The sequence below is a fragment of the Streptomyces sp. CG4 genome (assembly GCF_041080655.1).
GTDB lineage: Bacteria > Actinomycetota > Actinomycetes > Streptomycetales > Streptomycetaceae > Streptomyces.
The window spans coordinates 8,265,771-8,280,919 of record NZ_CP163525.1; the positions used below are offsets into that span (position 1 = coordinate 8,265,771).

At 71.1% G+C, this 15,149-nt stretch carries 13 protein-coding genes; 5 read left to right on the plus strand and 8 right to left on the minus strand.

Annotated elements, in window-relative coordinates:
• Positions 1-7: 7 nt before the first annotated feature.
• The gene (locus tag AB5L52_RS37955) at positions 8-457 is read right to left on the minus strand and encodes a MarR family transcriptional regulator (protein WP_351020071.1); all 450 of its coding nucleotides are present in this window, start codon (positions 455-457) and stop codon (positions 8-10) included.
• Between the two features lie 113 nt (positions 458-570).
• Between AB5L52_RS37955 and AB5L52_RS37960 the strand changes: the two genes are divergently transcribed.
• Both AB5L52_RS37960 and mltG read left to right on the plus strand, forming a co-directional pair.
• Entirely contained in the window at positions 571-2,379 is a 1,809-nt protein-coding gene (locus AB5L52_RS37960; RefSeq protein WP_369367912.1) for an ABC transporter ATP-binding protein, read from the plus strand.
• A gap of 109 nt (positions 2,380-2,488) precedes the next feature.
• Positions 2,489-3,370 carry an endolytic transglycosylase MltG gene (gene mltG / locus AB5L52_RS37965; RefSeq protein WP_369367913.1) on the plus strand — a complete coding sequence of 294 codons (882 nt, stop codon included), beginning with the start codon at positions 2,489-2,491 and terminating at the stop codon, positions 3,368-3,370.
• A gap of 12 nt (positions 3,371-3,382) precedes the next feature.
• Here mltG and AB5L52_RS37970 read toward each other — a convergent pair whose 3' ends face one another.
• The 5 genes from AB5L52_RS37970 to AB5L52_RS37990 all read right to left on the minus strand — a co-directional run bounded on the left by AB5L52_RS37970 (position 3,383) and on the right by AB5L52_RS37990 (position 7,533).
• Positions 3,383-4,462, minus strand: coding sequence for an NAD(P)-binding domain-containing protein (locus AB5L52_RS37970; protein ID WP_369367914.1), 1,080 nt, complete (start codon positions 4,460-4,462; stop codon positions 3,383-3,385).
• A gap of 107 nt (positions 4,463-4,569) precedes the next feature.
• On the minus strand, positions 4,570-5,583 hold the full coding sequence (locus AB5L52_RS37975; protein ID WP_369367915.1) for an ABC transporter substrate-binding protein: 1,014 nt from the start codon (positions 5,581-5,583) through the stop codon (positions 4,570-4,572).
• Positions 5,584-5,669: 86 nt separating this feature from the next.
• Entirely contained in the window at positions 5,670-6,407 is a 738-nt protein-coding gene (locus tag AB5L52_RS37980; RefSeq protein WP_369367916.1) for an ABC transporter ATP-binding protein, read from the minus strand.
• The gene (locus AB5L52_RS37985) at positions 6,380-7,312 is read right to left on the minus strand and encodes an ABC transporter permease (RefSeq protein WP_369367917.1); all 933 of its coding nucleotides are present in this window, start codon (positions 7,310-7,312) and stop codon (positions 6,380-6,382) included. The genes AB5L52_RS37980 and AB5L52_RS37985 overlap by 28 nt, the downstream gene beginning before the upstream one ends.
• A 137-nt stretch (positions 7,313-7,449) precedes the next feature.
• The gene (locus AB5L52_RS37990) at positions 7,450-7,533 is read right to left on the minus strand and encodes a putative leader peptide (protein ID WP_313884353.1); all 84 of its coding nucleotides are present in this window, start codon (positions 7,531-7,533) and stop codon (positions 7,450-7,452) included.
• 121 nt (positions 7,534-7,654) lie between these two features.
• On the opposite strand from AB5L52_RS37990, the gene AB5L52_RS37995 reads away from it, so the two are divergent.
• Complete coding sequence (locus AB5L52_RS37995; RefSeq protein ID WP_351020085.1) at positions 7,655-8,077, plus strand: secondary thiamine-phosphate synthase enzyme YjbQ; 423 nt, start codon at positions 7,655-7,657, stop codon at positions 8,075-8,077.
• A gap of 212 nt (positions 8,078-8,289) precedes the next feature.
• A complete protein-coding gene (locus AB5L52_RS38000) occupies positions 8,290-9,741 on the plus strand; it encodes an amidase (RefSeq protein ID WP_369369033.1) in 1,452 nt (483 codons plus the stop codon).
• A gap of 59 nt (positions 9,742-9,800) precedes the next feature.
• On the opposite strand, the gene AB5L52_RS38005 is transcribed toward AB5L52_RS38000, so the two are convergent.
• The gene (locus AB5L52_RS38005) at positions 9,801-10,805 is read right to left on the minus strand and encodes a hypothetical protein (RefSeq protein ID WP_369367918.1); all 1,005 of its coding nucleotides are present in this window, start codon (positions 10,803-10,805) and stop codon (positions 9,801-9,803) included.
• Positions 10,806-10,963: 158 nt separating this feature from the next.
• Between AB5L52_RS38005 and AB5L52_RS38010 the strand changes: the two genes are divergently transcribed.
• Positions 10,964-13,393, plus strand: a complete 2,430-nt coding sequence (locus AB5L52_RS38010) for an NB-ARC domain-containing protein (RefSeq protein WP_369367919.1) — start codon at positions 10,964-10,966, stop codon at positions 13,391-13,393.
• Here AB5L52_RS38010 and AB5L52_RS38015 read toward each other — a convergent pair.
• Complete coding sequence (locus AB5L52_RS38015) at positions 13,386-15,077, minus strand: hypothetical protein (protein ID WP_369367920.1); 1,692 nt, start codon at positions 15,075-15,077, stop codon at positions 13,386-13,388. The two genes, AB5L52_RS38010 and AB5L52_RS38015, sit on opposite strands and share 8 nt — an antisense overlap.
• Positions 15,078-15,149 lie beyond the last annotated feature (72 nt).

Here is a 15,149-nt window from a genome sequence, read left to right on the forward strand (position 1 = left end):
GGGCCGCTCAGCAGCGCGTGCGGCTGTCCCCCTCGATCAGGGTGTCCAGCAGCACGCCGAGCACCTGGCGCTCCTTCTCCGTCAGTGGAGCGAGTATCTCCTCGGCCGCCGAGCGGCGTGCGCCGCGCAGCTCGCGCAGGGTCGTGAGCCCCTCGTCCGTCAGCTCGATCCGGGTCACGCGCCGGTTCGCGGGATCCGGCATCCGCCGTACCTTCCCGCTCGCCTCCAGGCCGTCTACCAGCGTCGTCACCGCCCGCGGCACCACCTCCAGGCGCTCGGCGAGGTCGGCCATGCGCGGGGGCGAGGCGTAGTGCGCGAGGGTGCGCAGCAGACGGGACTGGGCCGGGGTGACACCCAGATCGTGCTGTTCCAGATGGCGCTTCTGGATGCGGTGCACCCGGCGGGTCAGCCGTAGCAACTGCTCGGCGAGCAGGCCGTCGGGATCGGGGGTGGTCATGCGGGAACAATATCAGGATACCGTTCATTGTGAGTATAGGTAACAATGAGCTACGATCCGTTCGTCATCGTCGGCCGACTCAGGCCGGTGCCCGTTCACCTCCGTAGGAGCCCATGCACCCCGACCGTGAAACGTCCTGGACCCCGCCTGCCGACGCCAAGGAACAGCCCCGGCAGGTGCGCCGCATCCTGAAACTCTTCCGCCCCTACCGCGGGCGCCTCGCGATCGTCGGCCTGCTGGTCGGCGCCTCCTCGCTGGTCTCGGTGGCCACGCCGTTCCTGCTCAAGGAGACCCTGGACGTCGCGATCCCCCAGGGCCGCACCGGCCTGCTCAGCCTGCTCGCGCTCGGCATGATCCTCAGCGCGGTCCTCTCCAGCGTCTTCGGCGTGCTCCAGACGCTGATCTCCACCACCGTCGGCCAGCGCGTCATGCACGACCTGCGCACCGCCGTCTACGGCCGCCTGCAGCGCATGTCGCTCGCCTTCTTCACGCGGACCCGCACCGGCGAGGTCCAGTCCCGGATCGCCAACGACATCGGCGGCATGCAGGCCACCGTCACCTCCACCGCCACCTCCCTGGTATCCAACGCCACCAGCGTCGTCGCCACGATCGTCGCGATGGTCGCCCTCGACTGGCGGCTCACGATCGTCTCGCTGGTCCTGCTGCCGGCGTTCGTATGGATAAGCCGCCGTGTCGGCAACGAACGCAAGAAGATCACCACGCAGCGGCAGAAGCAGATGGCCGCGATGGCGGCCACGGTCACCGAGTCACTCTCGGTCAGCGGCATCCTGCTCGGCCGCACCATGGGCCGCTCCGACTCGCTGACCGCCTCCTTCGCCGACGAGTCCGAGCGCCTGGTCGACCTGGAAGTGAAGGCGAACATGGCAGGCCGCTGGCGCATGGCCGTGATCACGATCGTCATGGCCGCGATGCCCGCCATCATCTACTGGACGGCCGGTCTCGCCCTTCAGTTCGGCGGCCCCAAGGTCTCGCTCGGCACCATCGTCGCCTTCGTCTCGCTCCAGCAGGGGCTGTTCCGCCCGGCCGTGAGTCTGCTCGCGACCGGTGTCCAGATCCAGACCTCTCTCGCGCTCTTCCAGCGCATCTTCGAATATCTGGACCTGCCGGTCGACATCACCGAGCGCGCGCGTCCCGTCCACCTCGACCAGGTCAAGGGCGAAGTCCGCTTCGAGGACGTGGCGTTCCGCTACGACAGTGACGACAGGACCCGTCCCGTCCTCGACGGCATAGACGTCACCGTCCCCGCGGGCGGTAGCCTCGCCGTCGTCGGGCCGACCGGAGCCGGCAAGTCCACCCTCGGCTATCTGGTGCCCCGGCTCTACGACGTCACCGGCGGCCGTGTCACGGTGGACGGCGTCGACGTCCGGGACCTCGACTTCGACACCCTCGCGCGCGCGGTCGGCGTCGTCTCGCAGGAGACGTATCTCTTCCACGCCTCCGTCGCCGACAACCTCCGCTTCGCCAAGCCGGACGCCACCGACGAGGAACTGCGGGCGGCGGCCGGGGCGGCGCAGATACACGACCACATAGCCGCGCTGCCCGACGGCTACGACACGGTCGTCGGTGAACGCGGCCACCGCTTCTCCGGCGGTGAGAAGCAGCGCCTCGCGATAGCCCGCACGATCCTGCGCGATCCGCCGGTCCTCATCCTCGACGAGGCGACCAGCGCGCTCGACACTCGTACGGAGGCCGCCGTGCAGGAGGCGATCGACGCCCTGTCGGCCGACCGGACGACGATCACCATCGCCCACCGTCTGTCCACGATCCGTGGCGCCGACCAGATCGTGGTCCTCGACTCCGGGCGGGTCGCCGAACGCGGCAGCCATGAGGAACTGCTGGAAACGGACGGGAGGTACGCCGCCCTGGTGCGCCGGGACGCGCAGCTGGAACCGACGAGCTGAAACGAGCCGTGACCGCCGAGCCGACGCTGTGACGGCCACATGGAACAGCCGTGACGGCCACATGGAATATGTGCCGGGTTAATGGCGATATGCGTATTACCGTGCCCGCATGCAGAGGAAGATTCCGCCGCGGAGCGCGATCCGACTGACACGCCGGGGCAGGCTGGTCCTGGTTGTGGCCGGCCTCGTCGTCGGCACCGCCGTGGCGGTGCCGCTGCTGACGCCGGACAGCGGTCCCGAGGAAGTACCGCCCAAGGCCCTGGTCGTTCCGGAGGGCTGGCGCGCGAGCCAGGTGTACGACGCGATCGACAAGGCTCTCGAACTGCCCCCGGGCAGCACGCGCAAGTCCATCGGGAAGGCCGGCCTGAAACTGCCCGGCGACGCCCTGGGCAATCCGGAGGGCTACCTGTTTCCGGCGACCTATTCCGTCCGCAAAGGTGCGACGCCCGAGTCCCTGCTCAGCTCCATGGTCGACACCGCCAGCAGCGTGTTCAACGCGGCACCGATCGCGGCGGGGGCGCAGCAGGACGCGATGAACGTCTACCAGGCGGTCACCATCGCCAGCATCGTCCAGGCCGAGGCCGCGACGCGGGCGGACATGGGCAAGGTCGCCCGGGTCGTCATCAACCGGCTGGAGCGTGGCATGCCGCTGCAGATGGACTCGACGATCAACTACGCGCTGAACCGCAGCACCGTCCAGACCAGCCAGGACGACACCCGTGTCGAGAGCCCGTACAACTCCTACCAGCGCATGGGCCTGCCGCCCACGCCCATCGACAACCCCGGTGAGGAGGCCATGCACGCCGCGCTGAATCCGACGCCGGGCGACTGGCTGTACTTCGTCACGGTCAAACCGGGGGACACCCGCTTCACCGCCGACTACGCGACGCACCTGCGCAATGTGGCGGACTTCAACGCCCTGCACCAAGGCGCGGCGCAGCCGCAGCCCCCGTCCCAGAGCCCGGCCGGCTCCGCGCCCGCGGTCCGCTGAGCCGGCGGGACGTCACGCGGCGACCGGCTGCTCCTCGGCCAGCAACCGCCTGATGTCCCGGACGGCCGAGCGGCCGGCCCGGTTGGCGCCGATGGTGCTGGCCGAGGGGCCGTAGCCGACGAGGTGGACCCGTGGATCGGCCACGGTCCGGGTGCCCTCGACCCGGATCCCGCCGCCCGGTTCGCGCAGCCGCAGCGGACGGAGATGGTCCAGCGCGGCCCGGAATCCGGTCGCCCAGAGGATGACGTCGGTGGCGACGTGCCGTCCGTCGTCCCACGCCACGCCGTCCGGGATGATCCGGTCGAACATCGGCTGCCGGTCCAGGACGCCGTCCGCGAGCCCCTGACGGACGGCGTCGTTGAGGGGCAGCCCGGTGACCGAGACCACGCTGCGCGGCGGCAGCCCCTGGCGCACCCGTTCCTCCACCAGCGCGACGGCCGCGCGGCCCGCCTCCTGGTCGAACGGACCCTCGCGGAACACCGGAGGGCGCCGCGTGACCCAGGTGGTCGCGGCCGCGTACGGGGCCAGCTCCAGCAGATGCTGGGTGCCCGAGGCACCGCCGCCCACGACCACCACCCGACGCCCGGCGAACTCCTCGGGCCCGGCGTACTGCGCGGTGTGCAACTGCCGCCCGCGGAAGGTCTCCTGACCGGGATAGCGCGGCCAGAACGGCCGGTCCCAGGTGCCGGTCGCGTTGATCAGGGCCCGTGTCGACCAGGTACCGTCCGACGTCTCCACGACCAGCCGCCCGCCGTCACCTTGCCGTACGGCCCGCACGTCGACAGGCCTGCGTACCCGCAGGTCGAAAGTGCGCTCGTACCGGTCGAAGTAGTCACCGATCACCTCGGCCGAGGGCCGCCCGGGATCGGCGTCGGTCAGCTCCATGCCGGGCAGCGCGTGCATCCCGTGCACCTTGCCGTACGTCAGCGAGGGCCACCGGAACTGCCAGGCGCCGCCCGGTGCGGGGGAGTGGTCGAGGACCACGAAGTCGCGCTCCGGCGCGAAGCCGCTGCGTACCAGGTGAAAGGCGCTGGACAGCCCGGCCTGACCAGCACCGATGACGACGACCTCGACCTCACGCGATTCGTTCACGCTTCTACCAACCATGAGCGGGGCGGAGACCTTCCCGGGGCAGCGTTGCAGGCCCATACGTCGCATCTGCCACGCCCAGGCCTGAGCCGGGGAGCCCCAGCCCCTCCTCAGCCCTTGGCCGGCGTCGTCGACGGTGGCAGATCGCCGTTGAACCGAGTGTCCACGAAACCGGCGAAGTCCACCTTCTTCGGGATGAGCTTCAACTCGGCGAAGGCGTCGGCGATCTGCTGCTCGGAGGCGACGAGCGGCTTGTCGACGGCGACCGAGACGCGGGTGGCGTTGGTTCGCTTCACTGAGGCCAGCGCCACGTCGTACGGCAGCCCGGTGTTCTTGGCCCACACCTTGGCCCACTCCTCCTGATGGCTGTAGACCCAGACCTGTGCCCGTCGTAGCCGGGCCAGATAGTCCTTGATGACGGCGGTCTTCTTCGGGTCCTTGAGCGCGGCGGGCGCGGCCACCTGGAAGGTGAGCCCGTTGGTGATGCCGTCGCCCGTGGTCAGCACGCGGCCCTGCTTGGCCTGGAGGATCTGCGAGGTGTACGGGTCCCAGACCGCCCATGCGTCGACCTTGCCGGAGGTGAACGCGGCGAGGGCGTCGGCCGGCTGGAGGTACTTCACCTGGACGTCGGACAGGCTCAGCCCGGCTGCCTTGAGCGAGGCGACCAGCTGATAGTGCGCCGACGAACCCTGCGCCACGGCGATCGACTTGCCCTTGAGCTGGTTGGCCTCGGTGAGCTTGGAGCTGACGGGCACCAGGATGGCGTCGCCCTTGGACGTGCCGTGCCAGGCGGCCACGACGGAGATCTTCGAGCCGGCGCCGGCCGCGAAGACGGGCGGGGTGTTGCCCACGCCACCGATGTCGACGGCCCCCGCGTTGACGGCCTCCAGCAGGGGCGGGCCGGAGGTGAAGGTCGACCACTGGATCTTGTAGTTCAGGTTCTTCAGTTCACCGGCGGCACGCAGGATGGCCTCGGAACCGCCCTTCTGGTCACCGACGTTGAGCGTGACGGAGCCCTTCCCGTCGGTGTCGGTGCCCGTACTGGCGGACGAGTTCCCACCGCACGCGGTGAGCAGGAGGGCGAAGGGGAGGAGCAGCGCGGCGGGGAGAAGTCGTCGGCGCATGGGGGTTCCGTTCTTGAGCGAGAGTCTCAAAGGGGGTTCGACGGGGGGAGGTGGATCGAGGTGGGTTGAGGTGGATCGAGGTGGGTTCAGGCGGCCTCGGTGGCCGTGTCGACGCCGAGCCGTGCCAGCAGACCGGCACGCAGGGCGGCGAAGCGCGGGTCGGTGATCTCACGCGGCCGGTCGAGGCCGATGCGCTGCTCATGGGCGATGCGGCCGGCGTCCATCACCAGGACCCGGTCGGCGAGCAACACGGCCTCCTCGACGTCGTGCGTGACCAGCAGCACGGCGCAGCCCCGGCGCTGCCACACCTCCCCGACCAGCCGTTGAGCCTTGATACGGGTGAGCGCGTCGAGGGCGCCGAACGGCTCGTCGAGCAGCAGTAGGTCGGGCTCGCGCACCAGGGCACGGGCGAGGGAGGCGCGCTGGGCCTCGCCGCCGGAGAGGGTCTTCGGCCAGGCGTCGATCCGGTGACCGAGGCCCACCTCGTCCAACACCCGCTCGGCGACGGTGCGTTCGGGCCTGCCGGGCAACCCGAGCAGGACGTTGCGCCACACCTTCTTCCAGGGCATGAGCCGGGGCGCCTGGAACGCGACGGCCCTGCGGCGCGGTACGAGTGCGGTGCCCCGGATGTCACGGTCGAGCCCGGCAAGGATGCGCAGCAGCGTCGACTTGCCGCAGCCACTGCGGCCGAGCAGCGCGACGAACTCGCCGGGAGCGATGTCGAGGTGGAGGTCGTCGATCACGGCGCGGTCGTCGAAGGAGCGGGTCAGCCCCTCGACATGGACAGCGTGCCCGGTCACCGGCCGGTGAACGTCGGTCGCCATTGCAGCAACAGCCTTTCGAGGGAGCGGACGACGAAGTCGGCGAGCAGGCCGAGGAAGGCGTAGACGATCAGACAGACCACGATCACGTCGGTCCGCAGGAAGTCCCGCGCCTGCACCATCAGGAACCCGATGCCGGAGTCGGCGTTGACCTGTTCGGCGAAGACCAGCGCGAGCCAGGCGATGCCGAGCGCGTAGCGCAGCCCGGTGAGCGCGCCGGGCAACGCGCCCGGCAGTACGACGTGCCGCACCAGACCCCACCGGGAGAGCCCCAACGACTCACCTGCTTCGATGAGTTGGGAGTCCACGCCACGGATCCCGGCATACACGTTGAGATAGAGCGGGAAGGTCACGCCGAGCGTGATGATGGCGATCTTCGGGGTCTCGCCGATGCCGAACCAGATGATGAACAGCGGGATGAGACCGACGAACGGCACCGTCCGCAGCATCTGCACCGGCGCGTCCACCAGGTCCTCGCCGACCCGGAACAGGCCGGAGACCAGGGCGAGTCCGGTGCCGATCGCGGTCCCGAACAGCAAGCCGAACGCGACGCGCCGAAGCGAGGTCCCCATGGCCGACGGCAGCGAACCGTCCCTCACCAGATCCCAGCCGACCTGCGCGATCCTGCCCGGCGAGGCGAGTACGTCGGCCGTCAATACACCGGTGACGGTGAGGACTTGCCAGAGGGCGAGCAGCACGATCGGGCCTGCGGTACGGCGCAGCCAGCGGGGGATACGGAGCCGGCGGGAGGAGGCGGGGACGACGGGCTGGAGATCGGTGGGCTGGGGATCGGTCGCTTGGATGTCGGCAGGGGCGCGGTCGGGGTGCTCTGCTCCGGCAGCCTTGGACTTGGATATACCGGAAATATCGGGTTCTGGAGAGCTGGGTGGGGCATGGCTGATGCTCATGAACGCTCCACGCGGAAGAGGGCGGGGCAGGGGGCATTCGGCTCGGCGCCGATACGCCCGGCCCGCCTCAAAGGCAGGTCACGGACACGGCGGCGGAGCCCTGAAGAAGGGTGAGGTGGGGAAAGGCGAGAAGGGCGTCAGCGGCCGCGGCGACACGCGGCGGAGGCCACCCGCAGCAGGTCGATATGACCGCGCGTGGTGAGCAGGGCTGAACGCAACATGCGGCAGAACGTAGCCAGCCTGCCGTGCCATGGTCAACGGCGTCTCGGCCTGTGGACCTCGCGTATCAGGAAACGGCCGCGCCACAAGGTGTCGAACCCGGTGTTGGGCCAGGATGGGGGCATGCCAGATGCCTTCACCACCCGAATGCTGCACGTCTCCACCGGCTCCCGGGAACGTGTCGTCGACCTCACCGCCGACTGCGAGGACTTCCTCCGGGAGGCGGCGGCCGGCCGCGACGGCCTGCTCAACATCTTCGTCCCGCACGCCACCGCCGGAATCGCCGTCATCGAGACGGGTGCCGGCAGCGACGACGACCTCCTTGCCGCGCTGCACACCCTGCTCCCCGCCGACGACCGCTGGCAGCACCGCCACGGCAGCCCCGGCCACGGCCGCGACCACGTCCTCCCGGCCATCGTCCCGCCCCACGCGACCCTCCCGGTCATCGCCGGCCGTCTGGAGCTGGGCACCTGGCAGTCGGTCTGCCTGGTCGATACGAATCGGGACAATGCCAACCGTCAGGTGCGGCTGAGCTTCCTGGCGTAACCGCCTTCCGAGGAGCAACTTCGGCGGTCGGCCGGTGGGTGCAGCGAGTCGTTCCCCGCACCCTGCGGATCGATCCCGCCGCGCGTCGCCATCGCCGGCGGTCGGGCGAATTGTCCGTGCCGGAGCGGAACATGACACGCATGGAAACGTTCAACCCTGTTGCGCGAAACGGCATTTCATGGCCTGTTCCAGCGGCCGGTACGGTCGGATTCATGGAGTGGAATTTTCAGTCGGCCGAAGAACTCGCGGCTGCTTTGCGTGCCGGTGAAGTGAGCTCGGCGGAACTGACCGACGAGGCGATCGCTCGTATCGAGCGGGACGACAAGGCGATCAACGCGATCTGTGTGCCGGACTTCGACCGTGCACGGGCCGCCGCGCGCGGTGCCGACCAGGTACGCGCCCGCGGTGAGGACCGGCCGCTGCTCGGTATTCCGGTGACGGTCAAAGAGTCCTACAACATAGCTGGGCTGCCCACGACCTGGGGCATGCCGCAACACCGGGCCTATGTGCCGGCCGAGGACGCGGTACAGGTGTCGCGGCTCAAGGCCGCGGGCGCGGTGGTGCTGGGTAAGACCAATGTGCCCTTGGGGCTGCAAGATATCCAGAGCTTCAACGAGATCTACGGCACCACTAACAATCCGTGGGATCACGATCGCACGTCGGGCGGATCCTCCGGCGGATCAGCGGCGGCCCTGGCGTCCGGATTCGGTGCGCTGTCCATCGGCTCCGACATCGGCGGTTCGTTGCGCACACCCGCGCATTTCTGCGGTGTCTACGCACACAAGCCGACACTCGGCCTGGCAGCGAACCGCGGTATGGTCCCGCCGCCCGCGCCGGCCTTGCCGGCCGACCTTGACCTCGCCGTCGTGGGTCCGATGGCGCGCACTGCCCGCGACCTCACGCTCCTGCTCGACGTCATGGCCGGACCGGACCCGCTGACGCTCGGCAAGGCGCACGACTTGACGCTGCCGCCCGCGCGCCACGAGCGGCTCTGCGACTTCCGGGTCCTGGTCCTCGACACGCATCCGCTCATTCCGACCGGGTCCGCTGTGCTGGCGGGCGTGAACCGGGTGGCCGACGCGCTCGCCGATGGCGGCGCCCGCGTCGAACGGCACAGTCCGCTGTTGCCCGATCTGACCGAAGCCGCGGTGCTCTACATGCAGTTGTTGTTTTCGAGCGCCGTTGCGCGTTTTCCCGTCGAAGCGTACGAGCAGCTGCGGACCATCGCCGCCGGACTGAGCGCAGACGACCGGAGTCTCGACGCGGTGCGGCTGCGCGGCATGGTGTTCAGCCACCGCGACTGGATCGAGGCCGACAACCGTCGCGAGCTTCACCGCCACGGGTGGCGGCAGCTCTTCGCCGAGTTCGATGCCGTGGTGTGTCCCATCACGCCCACTCCCGCGTTCCAACACGACCACAACCCCGATCTGAGGGAACGCCGGATCGACATCGACGGCGTCGAGTACCCGTACCTCGACCAGCTCGTCTGGGCCGGTCTGGCCACCATGCCCGGCCTGCCCGCCACCGCCGTACCAGCGGGCCGGTCCCCCGAGGGGCTGCCAGTGGGAGTGCAGCTCATCGGCCCGATGTTCGAGGACCGCACCCCGCTGCGGCTGGCCGAACTGCTCGAGCAGAAGATCGGCGGCTTCGAGGCGCCGAAATAGGGGGGCACTACCGGGTGTCCGAGACGAAGCCCCGGCGGAGTGGGGCCTGGCGGGTGGTGTCATCGGCTCTGGTCACGGCTGAGTCTTCCCGAGTCGCCTCGGCACCGTCGAGTATCTCCTGCTGCCCGCTGGTCCGCCTCGGCCAGACGCGCCGCGATCCGCGGTCGAAGGGCGGCTTTGACCGCGGCGCACGAGCTGCTCGCGATCGGACCGGTGCGCGTGGTGACCGACGGCCTCGCGGTCGTCATGGTCGGGCGGGCTTGCGCGGGCGCCAGGACGGAGGGGAGCCAGGAACGTGACGGGCCGCTGCGGCAGTGGCGAGTGCGTGCGTGGTCGGTCAACTCCGGTGGCGGTAGTAGATGATGTCGTCCGTGGTGGCCCAATTGCCGTAGTCGACATCGATGATGGTTGGCAGCGCACAGTCCGGCGCTCGGCGCGGCCTTGCCGGGCACGACGTACACGTCGGTGAGCGGCTGGAGTTCGAAGGCACCCTTGCTGTCGCCGCCGGCGTTCGTGCTGACGCTCCACGCCGTCTCCGAACCGCTGACCGCGCCTGCGCGCAGGTCGAAGTAGTAGTTGTCATTCTTCAAGGACAGTGTCCGGTGCCCGTAGACCAGGGTGTAGCCGTCCGGGGTCGACCCGCCGCCGGGCGGTGGAGTCGTCTGTGATGCCGCCGAGGTCGTCGGGGTCGTTGCGGACGATGCCGGCCCGCTGTGTCCGGCCTTCGGCGCCAGCAGGCCGTACACCACACCGACCAGCGCGGCCGTGACAGCTGCCGACACCAAGGCGGTCGTCACCCGGCCCCGGGTTCGTGTGCGACGCCCGCCGGACGGCTCCGGCGGAGGGCCGGGCGGGTCCGCGTCCGGGGGTGTGGTCCCGGAGGCGGCCGACCGGCCGTCGCCCGGACCGGGCGACGGCCCGGACGGGGACGGGGCGTGGCCGGCCCACGGAGACAGCGCCTTGTCCACGGCGCCGGAGGCCGCCACGGCGAAGGCGATGGCGATCGCCCATCGGTCGGCCGCGTCGTGGGTCAGCCATAACGCCTCGGCCCAGGGCGCGGGCACGCTGTCCGATCCCACCGCTGGCTACGGCCCTGGGCCGACTCCGCCCGCCCCCCGCCCCCGCGCCCCCGCTCCCGTCGTGCCGACTGGGAATCCGGCGAAGATCCTTCTACCGTGGGGTCCGCCTGTCCCGGTGCCGCTGGACGACGTAAGGGGGCTTGGTGGAAGCCGAGTTGGGGACGCTCGCCGCGCAGGCGGCCACGACTTTTGTCGGGCTCGTGATCGCGGACGCCTGGGCGCAGATGAAGCAGGCCCGGTCACGGGTGACCCGCTGGCTGGCCCGGCGCGGAGCGGATGACGAACTGGACGCCTCGCGCGCAGAGTTGGAGACGGCCCGGGACAGCGGTGACGAGGAGAGCGTGGCGGGCCGCGTCGCCGCCGACTGGGAACGGCGCCTGCTCCGCATCCTCGAGGACGACCCCGAGGCGGCCGAGGAACTGCGCCGGCTGCTGGCCGAGATCCTGCCGAGAACGTCGTACGACATCACCTTCGACGTCCGCCGGGCCGCACCGACCGCGCCCGGCACCCAGCCCGACCATCTCCCCGCCCTGACCGGCACGTTCAGCAACCGCGTCGCCGAACTCGACCGGCTCGACACCGTGTGCGGCGCACCCGGCCGGGTCAACCTCGCGGTGCTCGCCGGGCTGCCCGGCGTGGGCAAGACCGCGATCGCCTGCCGCTGGGCGGACAAGGAACGCGGACGCTTCCCCGACGGCCTGTTCTACGTCGACTACGCCGCCCTGCGCGACGAGGCCGCCGTCGGTGCCGCCATGGGCGCCGACGTCTCCCAGGCCCTCGCCGGGATCCTGCAGGCGCTGCTGGGGAGCGACGAGCACGTCCCCGCGACGCTCGCGGAGCTGACCCGGCGGTACGCGACCCACTCCCGCGACCGGCGGATGCTCGTCCTCATCGACAACGTCACCCTGCCCGCCCAGGTCCGGCCGCTGATCCCGAGCGGACCCGGCAGCACGGTCGTCGTCACCAGCCACAGCAAGCTCGGCGAACTCGTCGCCCTGGACGGTGCCGAACTCATCGCACTCAAACCGCTCGATGCCGAAGGCGGTCTGAAACTGCTCGCCGACCGCCTCGGTGAGTCCACGGTGACGGCCCACCGCGCCGCCGCGGAACGCCTCGTGGAACTGTGCGGCGGTCTGCCGGTGGCGCTGCGGATCGTGGCGGCCCGGCTGCTCAGCGACGAGTTCCTGACCATGGCCGACCTCGTCGGCGAACTCGAGGACGAGGCCGCACGCCTGGACGGCATGTCCCTGCCGGGTGGCGGCTATTCGGTGTCCGCCGTACTCGGACCGTCGTACCGTCTGCTGCCGCCCGGACCCGCGCGGATGTTCCGTCTTCTCGGCTGGCTTCCGGCCGGGCTCTTCGACGCCGGGGTCGCGTCCGCCGCGACGGGCGTCGACCTGCGCACGGCCCGGCGGCTGCTGCGCGAACTCGTCGCCGCGAGCCTGCTGGAGTCCGCACGCGACGGCCGCTACCGCATGCACGACCTGGTCCGCCTCTACGCCCGTGAGCGCGCGGCCGAGGAGGAGCGGGCCGCCGAGGAGACGGCTCTCATCGAGCGGGTCACCACCCACTACCTCGTGCTCGTCGCCTTCGCCGACCGTGCGGTGCGCGCGGACCGGCTGCGCATCGCCGATCTGAGCAGCCTGCTCGCCGACGCGACCGATCCTTTCGCCGCAGCCGACGGCCCCTCCGCGCTGACGTGGCTCGACGCCGAGTGCGCCACGATCCTGGCCGTGTTGCGCGCCGCCGTACGGCATGGACTGCATGCCCTTGCCTGGCCGTTGGCCGAGGCCTTCACGGTGCTCTTCCTGCACCACCGTTACCTCGGCGCCTGGAAGGAGTCGCTGGAGCTGGGCGCCGAGGCCGCCGCCGCGCTGGCAGCTGCGGCCTCCGACCGTCCCGACGGCCCCGCCGCCGAGGCCGTGGCCGGTGAGGCCCGCCTGCGCGCTCTGCTCTCCCGGCCGCTGATGGACCTCGGTGAGGGGGACCGCGCCCGCGCCGAGACCGAACGCGCCGTGACGCTCGCCGAGTCCACCGACCGCCTGCTGCTGCGCGCGTCCGTCCAGGAGTTCCACGGCCGCTGCCTCGATCGCCTCGACCCGCGCCGCGCGGTGGACACCTACCGGTACTGCGTCGAACTCAACCGGCGGGCCGAGGACAAGCGCGGTGAGGCCCTGGCCCTGCTCTTCCTCGGATCCGCCATGGACGCGCGGGGCGAGCACGCGGAAGCCCTCGCCGTACTCCGGCAGGCGCGCGCCTATCTGCTGAACCTTCCCGAGCCCGACGAGCGCATGGCCGCACGTGCTCTCCTCGCCGCCGGTCTCGCCCACGACCACCTGCGGCAGACCGAGGACGCCGTCCACGCCTTGACCACGGCGGCGGAGATCCTGCGGGAGCAGCGCGCGACCAGCTACGAAGCCGATGCCCTGGAGGCCCTCATCGGTATCGCCGAGCGCACCGGCAGCCACCCGGAGAGGGTGCGCGAGTGGCTGGGCCGGGTCGTCGAGATCCGGGAGGCGAACGGCAGTCGGCGCGCGGAAGAGCTGCGCCGGCGCCTGACGGACCTCAGCTGATGCTCGGAGCCGCGGGGCGCGGGCGGAGCAGTACGTCCTCGTCCCGCACGCCGGCGAGGCGCAGGGTCAGCAGCGCCTCGCCCGGCGGACGCCCCTGCCGGAGCCAGGCGTAGACGACCGCGGCCGCGAGCCCGGGAGCCGTGGCCGGTCCGGTCACCGTCGCCTCGACCACCCGGCCGTCGCGCAGCCCCACCAGATGACCGCCACCCCGCACGGCGCAGGCGGCCAGCAGACTGCCGGGCAGTTCGGCCAAGGTGGCCCGGGCCCAGCGCAGTGCCTCGGTCGGCGAATCGGCCGGAGCGGTCCGCTCGATCACGGATGCGCTCTCCAGCCGTCGGCGGTCGCGCTCGCCGTCCGAGCAGGCGAGATGGACGTGGCCCAGCGACCCGTCCTCGGGTCCTGTCCCGCCCTGCGCATACGCGCGCGCCGCCGCGGGATACCGCCGTACCGTCACGACCAGGCCGGCCGACTCCTCGCTCAGCCCGGTGACGACCAGCCACGAGGTGACGGGATCGGGGGCCGGTTCCGGGGCGGGCACCAGCAGGTCCGGCGGGGGCGCGGAGCCGGGCTCCGGGAGGCCGAGCAACTCGTAGACGACCTCGCGGAGCCGGGCCGGCGCCTGCCCCGGCGCGGCGAAGGCCCGCCGCGTGACCTCGGCGTACCGCTCGGGGGTGTGAGCGGCTACGGCATCCTCGATCTGGGCCGCCAGATCACCGCCCGGATCCAGCCGCGGGGCCGCGGCGGCCAGGTCGTGGGCCGCCGTCCCCGGCACCGCGTCCGCGCCGAACGCGCCGAGCAGGACCGGGTGGCCGAGGGCGGCGCCGTACAGGGTCACCGAGCCGTGGTCACCGATCACGACGTCCGCCGCGACGAGCGCGGGACGCCAGGCGTGCACGGGCGGCATCAGCATCAGGCCCGCATCGAGTGCCGAGGCCTGAAGCGCGCGGATCTGCCAGGACCCGTGTGCCGACCAGACGTTGGGGTGGACGATGGCCGCGATGCGGTGGGCGTCGTGGGGCAGTGCGCCGAGGAGGCGGACCGGTAGATCGGGGTGGCGGCCGAGCAGGGAGGTGGGACCCCAGGTTGAGCTGATCACGACGAGCCGTTGCCCGTCTGCGACACCGAGAGCCTGCCGGTATGTGTTCCGGAGGGTTCGGCCGGTGAGCAACTCGTCGTAGCAGGGGTCGCCCAGCAGCAGGGTGCGGCCGGCGGTTTTGGGGTGGGCGGCCAGGAGCTGTCGTTCCTGGTCCGGGTGCGAGACGGCGAGCCACGCGCGGCCGGACTCCAGCAGGGCGTCGGGGACGAGGCCGGACAGCCGGTCCTGCGGTCCGCGCGCGTCCGGGACGCGTTTCTGGAACCCCACACCGTGCGGCAGCACCAGAACCGGGCAGTCGCCCTCCGGTATGTCCACGTTCTCGCTGGCCGTGAGGATGAGGTCCGCGCTGATGTGCGCCAGCTGCTCCCAGGGCATGATCCGGCAACCGGACGCCTGGAGGAGATCCCGTACCCCGGAGGCGAACGCTGAGGTGGGGTCGTGGGCGAAGACCACGCTCACCCGTGGGTCGTCACGCAGCAGCGCCGGCAGCGTCTCGAGTACGCGCACGGTGGAGGTGACGGTACGGGCGGCGACGACGAGCGTCCGCTCGGCGGGGAAGGTGCGCCAGCGGTGGGCGTCGGGGCCCACCGGAACCCGCAGAAAGCTCTCAGACGTCAGACGGTTCGCGGTTCGCGGTTCGCGGTTCGCGGTTCGCGGTTC

What these genes read in the sequence shown, in the direction of transcription:
- AB5L52_RS37955 (WP_351020071.1), bottom strand. Translation starts at nt 457, where the DNA reads ATGACCACCCCCGATCCCGACGGCCTGCTCGCCGAGCAGTTGCTACGG.
- AB5L52_RS37960 (WP_369367912.1), top strand. Translation starts at nt 571, where the DNA reads ATGCACCCCGACCGTGAAACGTCCTGGACCCCGCCTGCCGACGCCAAG.
- mltG (WP_369367913.1), top strand. Translation starts at nt 2,489, where the DNA reads ATGCAGAGGAAGATTCCGCCGCGGAGCGCGATCCGACTGACACGCCGG.
- AB5L52_RS37975 (WP_369367915.1), bottom strand. Translation starts at nt 5,583, where the DNA reads ATGCGCCGACGACTTCTCCCCGCCGCGCTGCTCCTCCCCTTCGCCCTC.
- AB5L52_RS37980 (WP_369367916.1), bottom strand. Translation starts at nt 6,407, where the DNA reads ATGGCGACCGACGTTCACCGGCCGGTGACCGGGCACGCTGTCCATGTC.
- AB5L52_RS37985 (WP_369367917.1), bottom strand. Translation starts at nt 7,312, where the DNA reads ATGAGCATCAGCCATGCCCCACCCAGCTCTCCAGAACCCGATATTTCC.
- AB5L52_RS37990 (WP_313884353.1), bottom strand. Translation starts at nt 7,533, where the DNA reads ATGTTGCGTTCAGCCCTGCTCACCACGCGCGGTCATATCGACCTGCTG.
- AB5L52_RS37995 (WP_351020085.1), top strand. Translation starts at nt 7,655, where the DNA reads ATGCCAGATGCCTTCACCACCCGAATGCTGCACGTCTCCACCGGCTCC.
- AB5L52_RS38000 (WP_369369033.1), top strand. Translation starts at nt 8,290, where the DNA reads ATGGAGTGGAATTTTCAGTCGGCCGAAGAACTCGCGGCTGCTTTGCGT.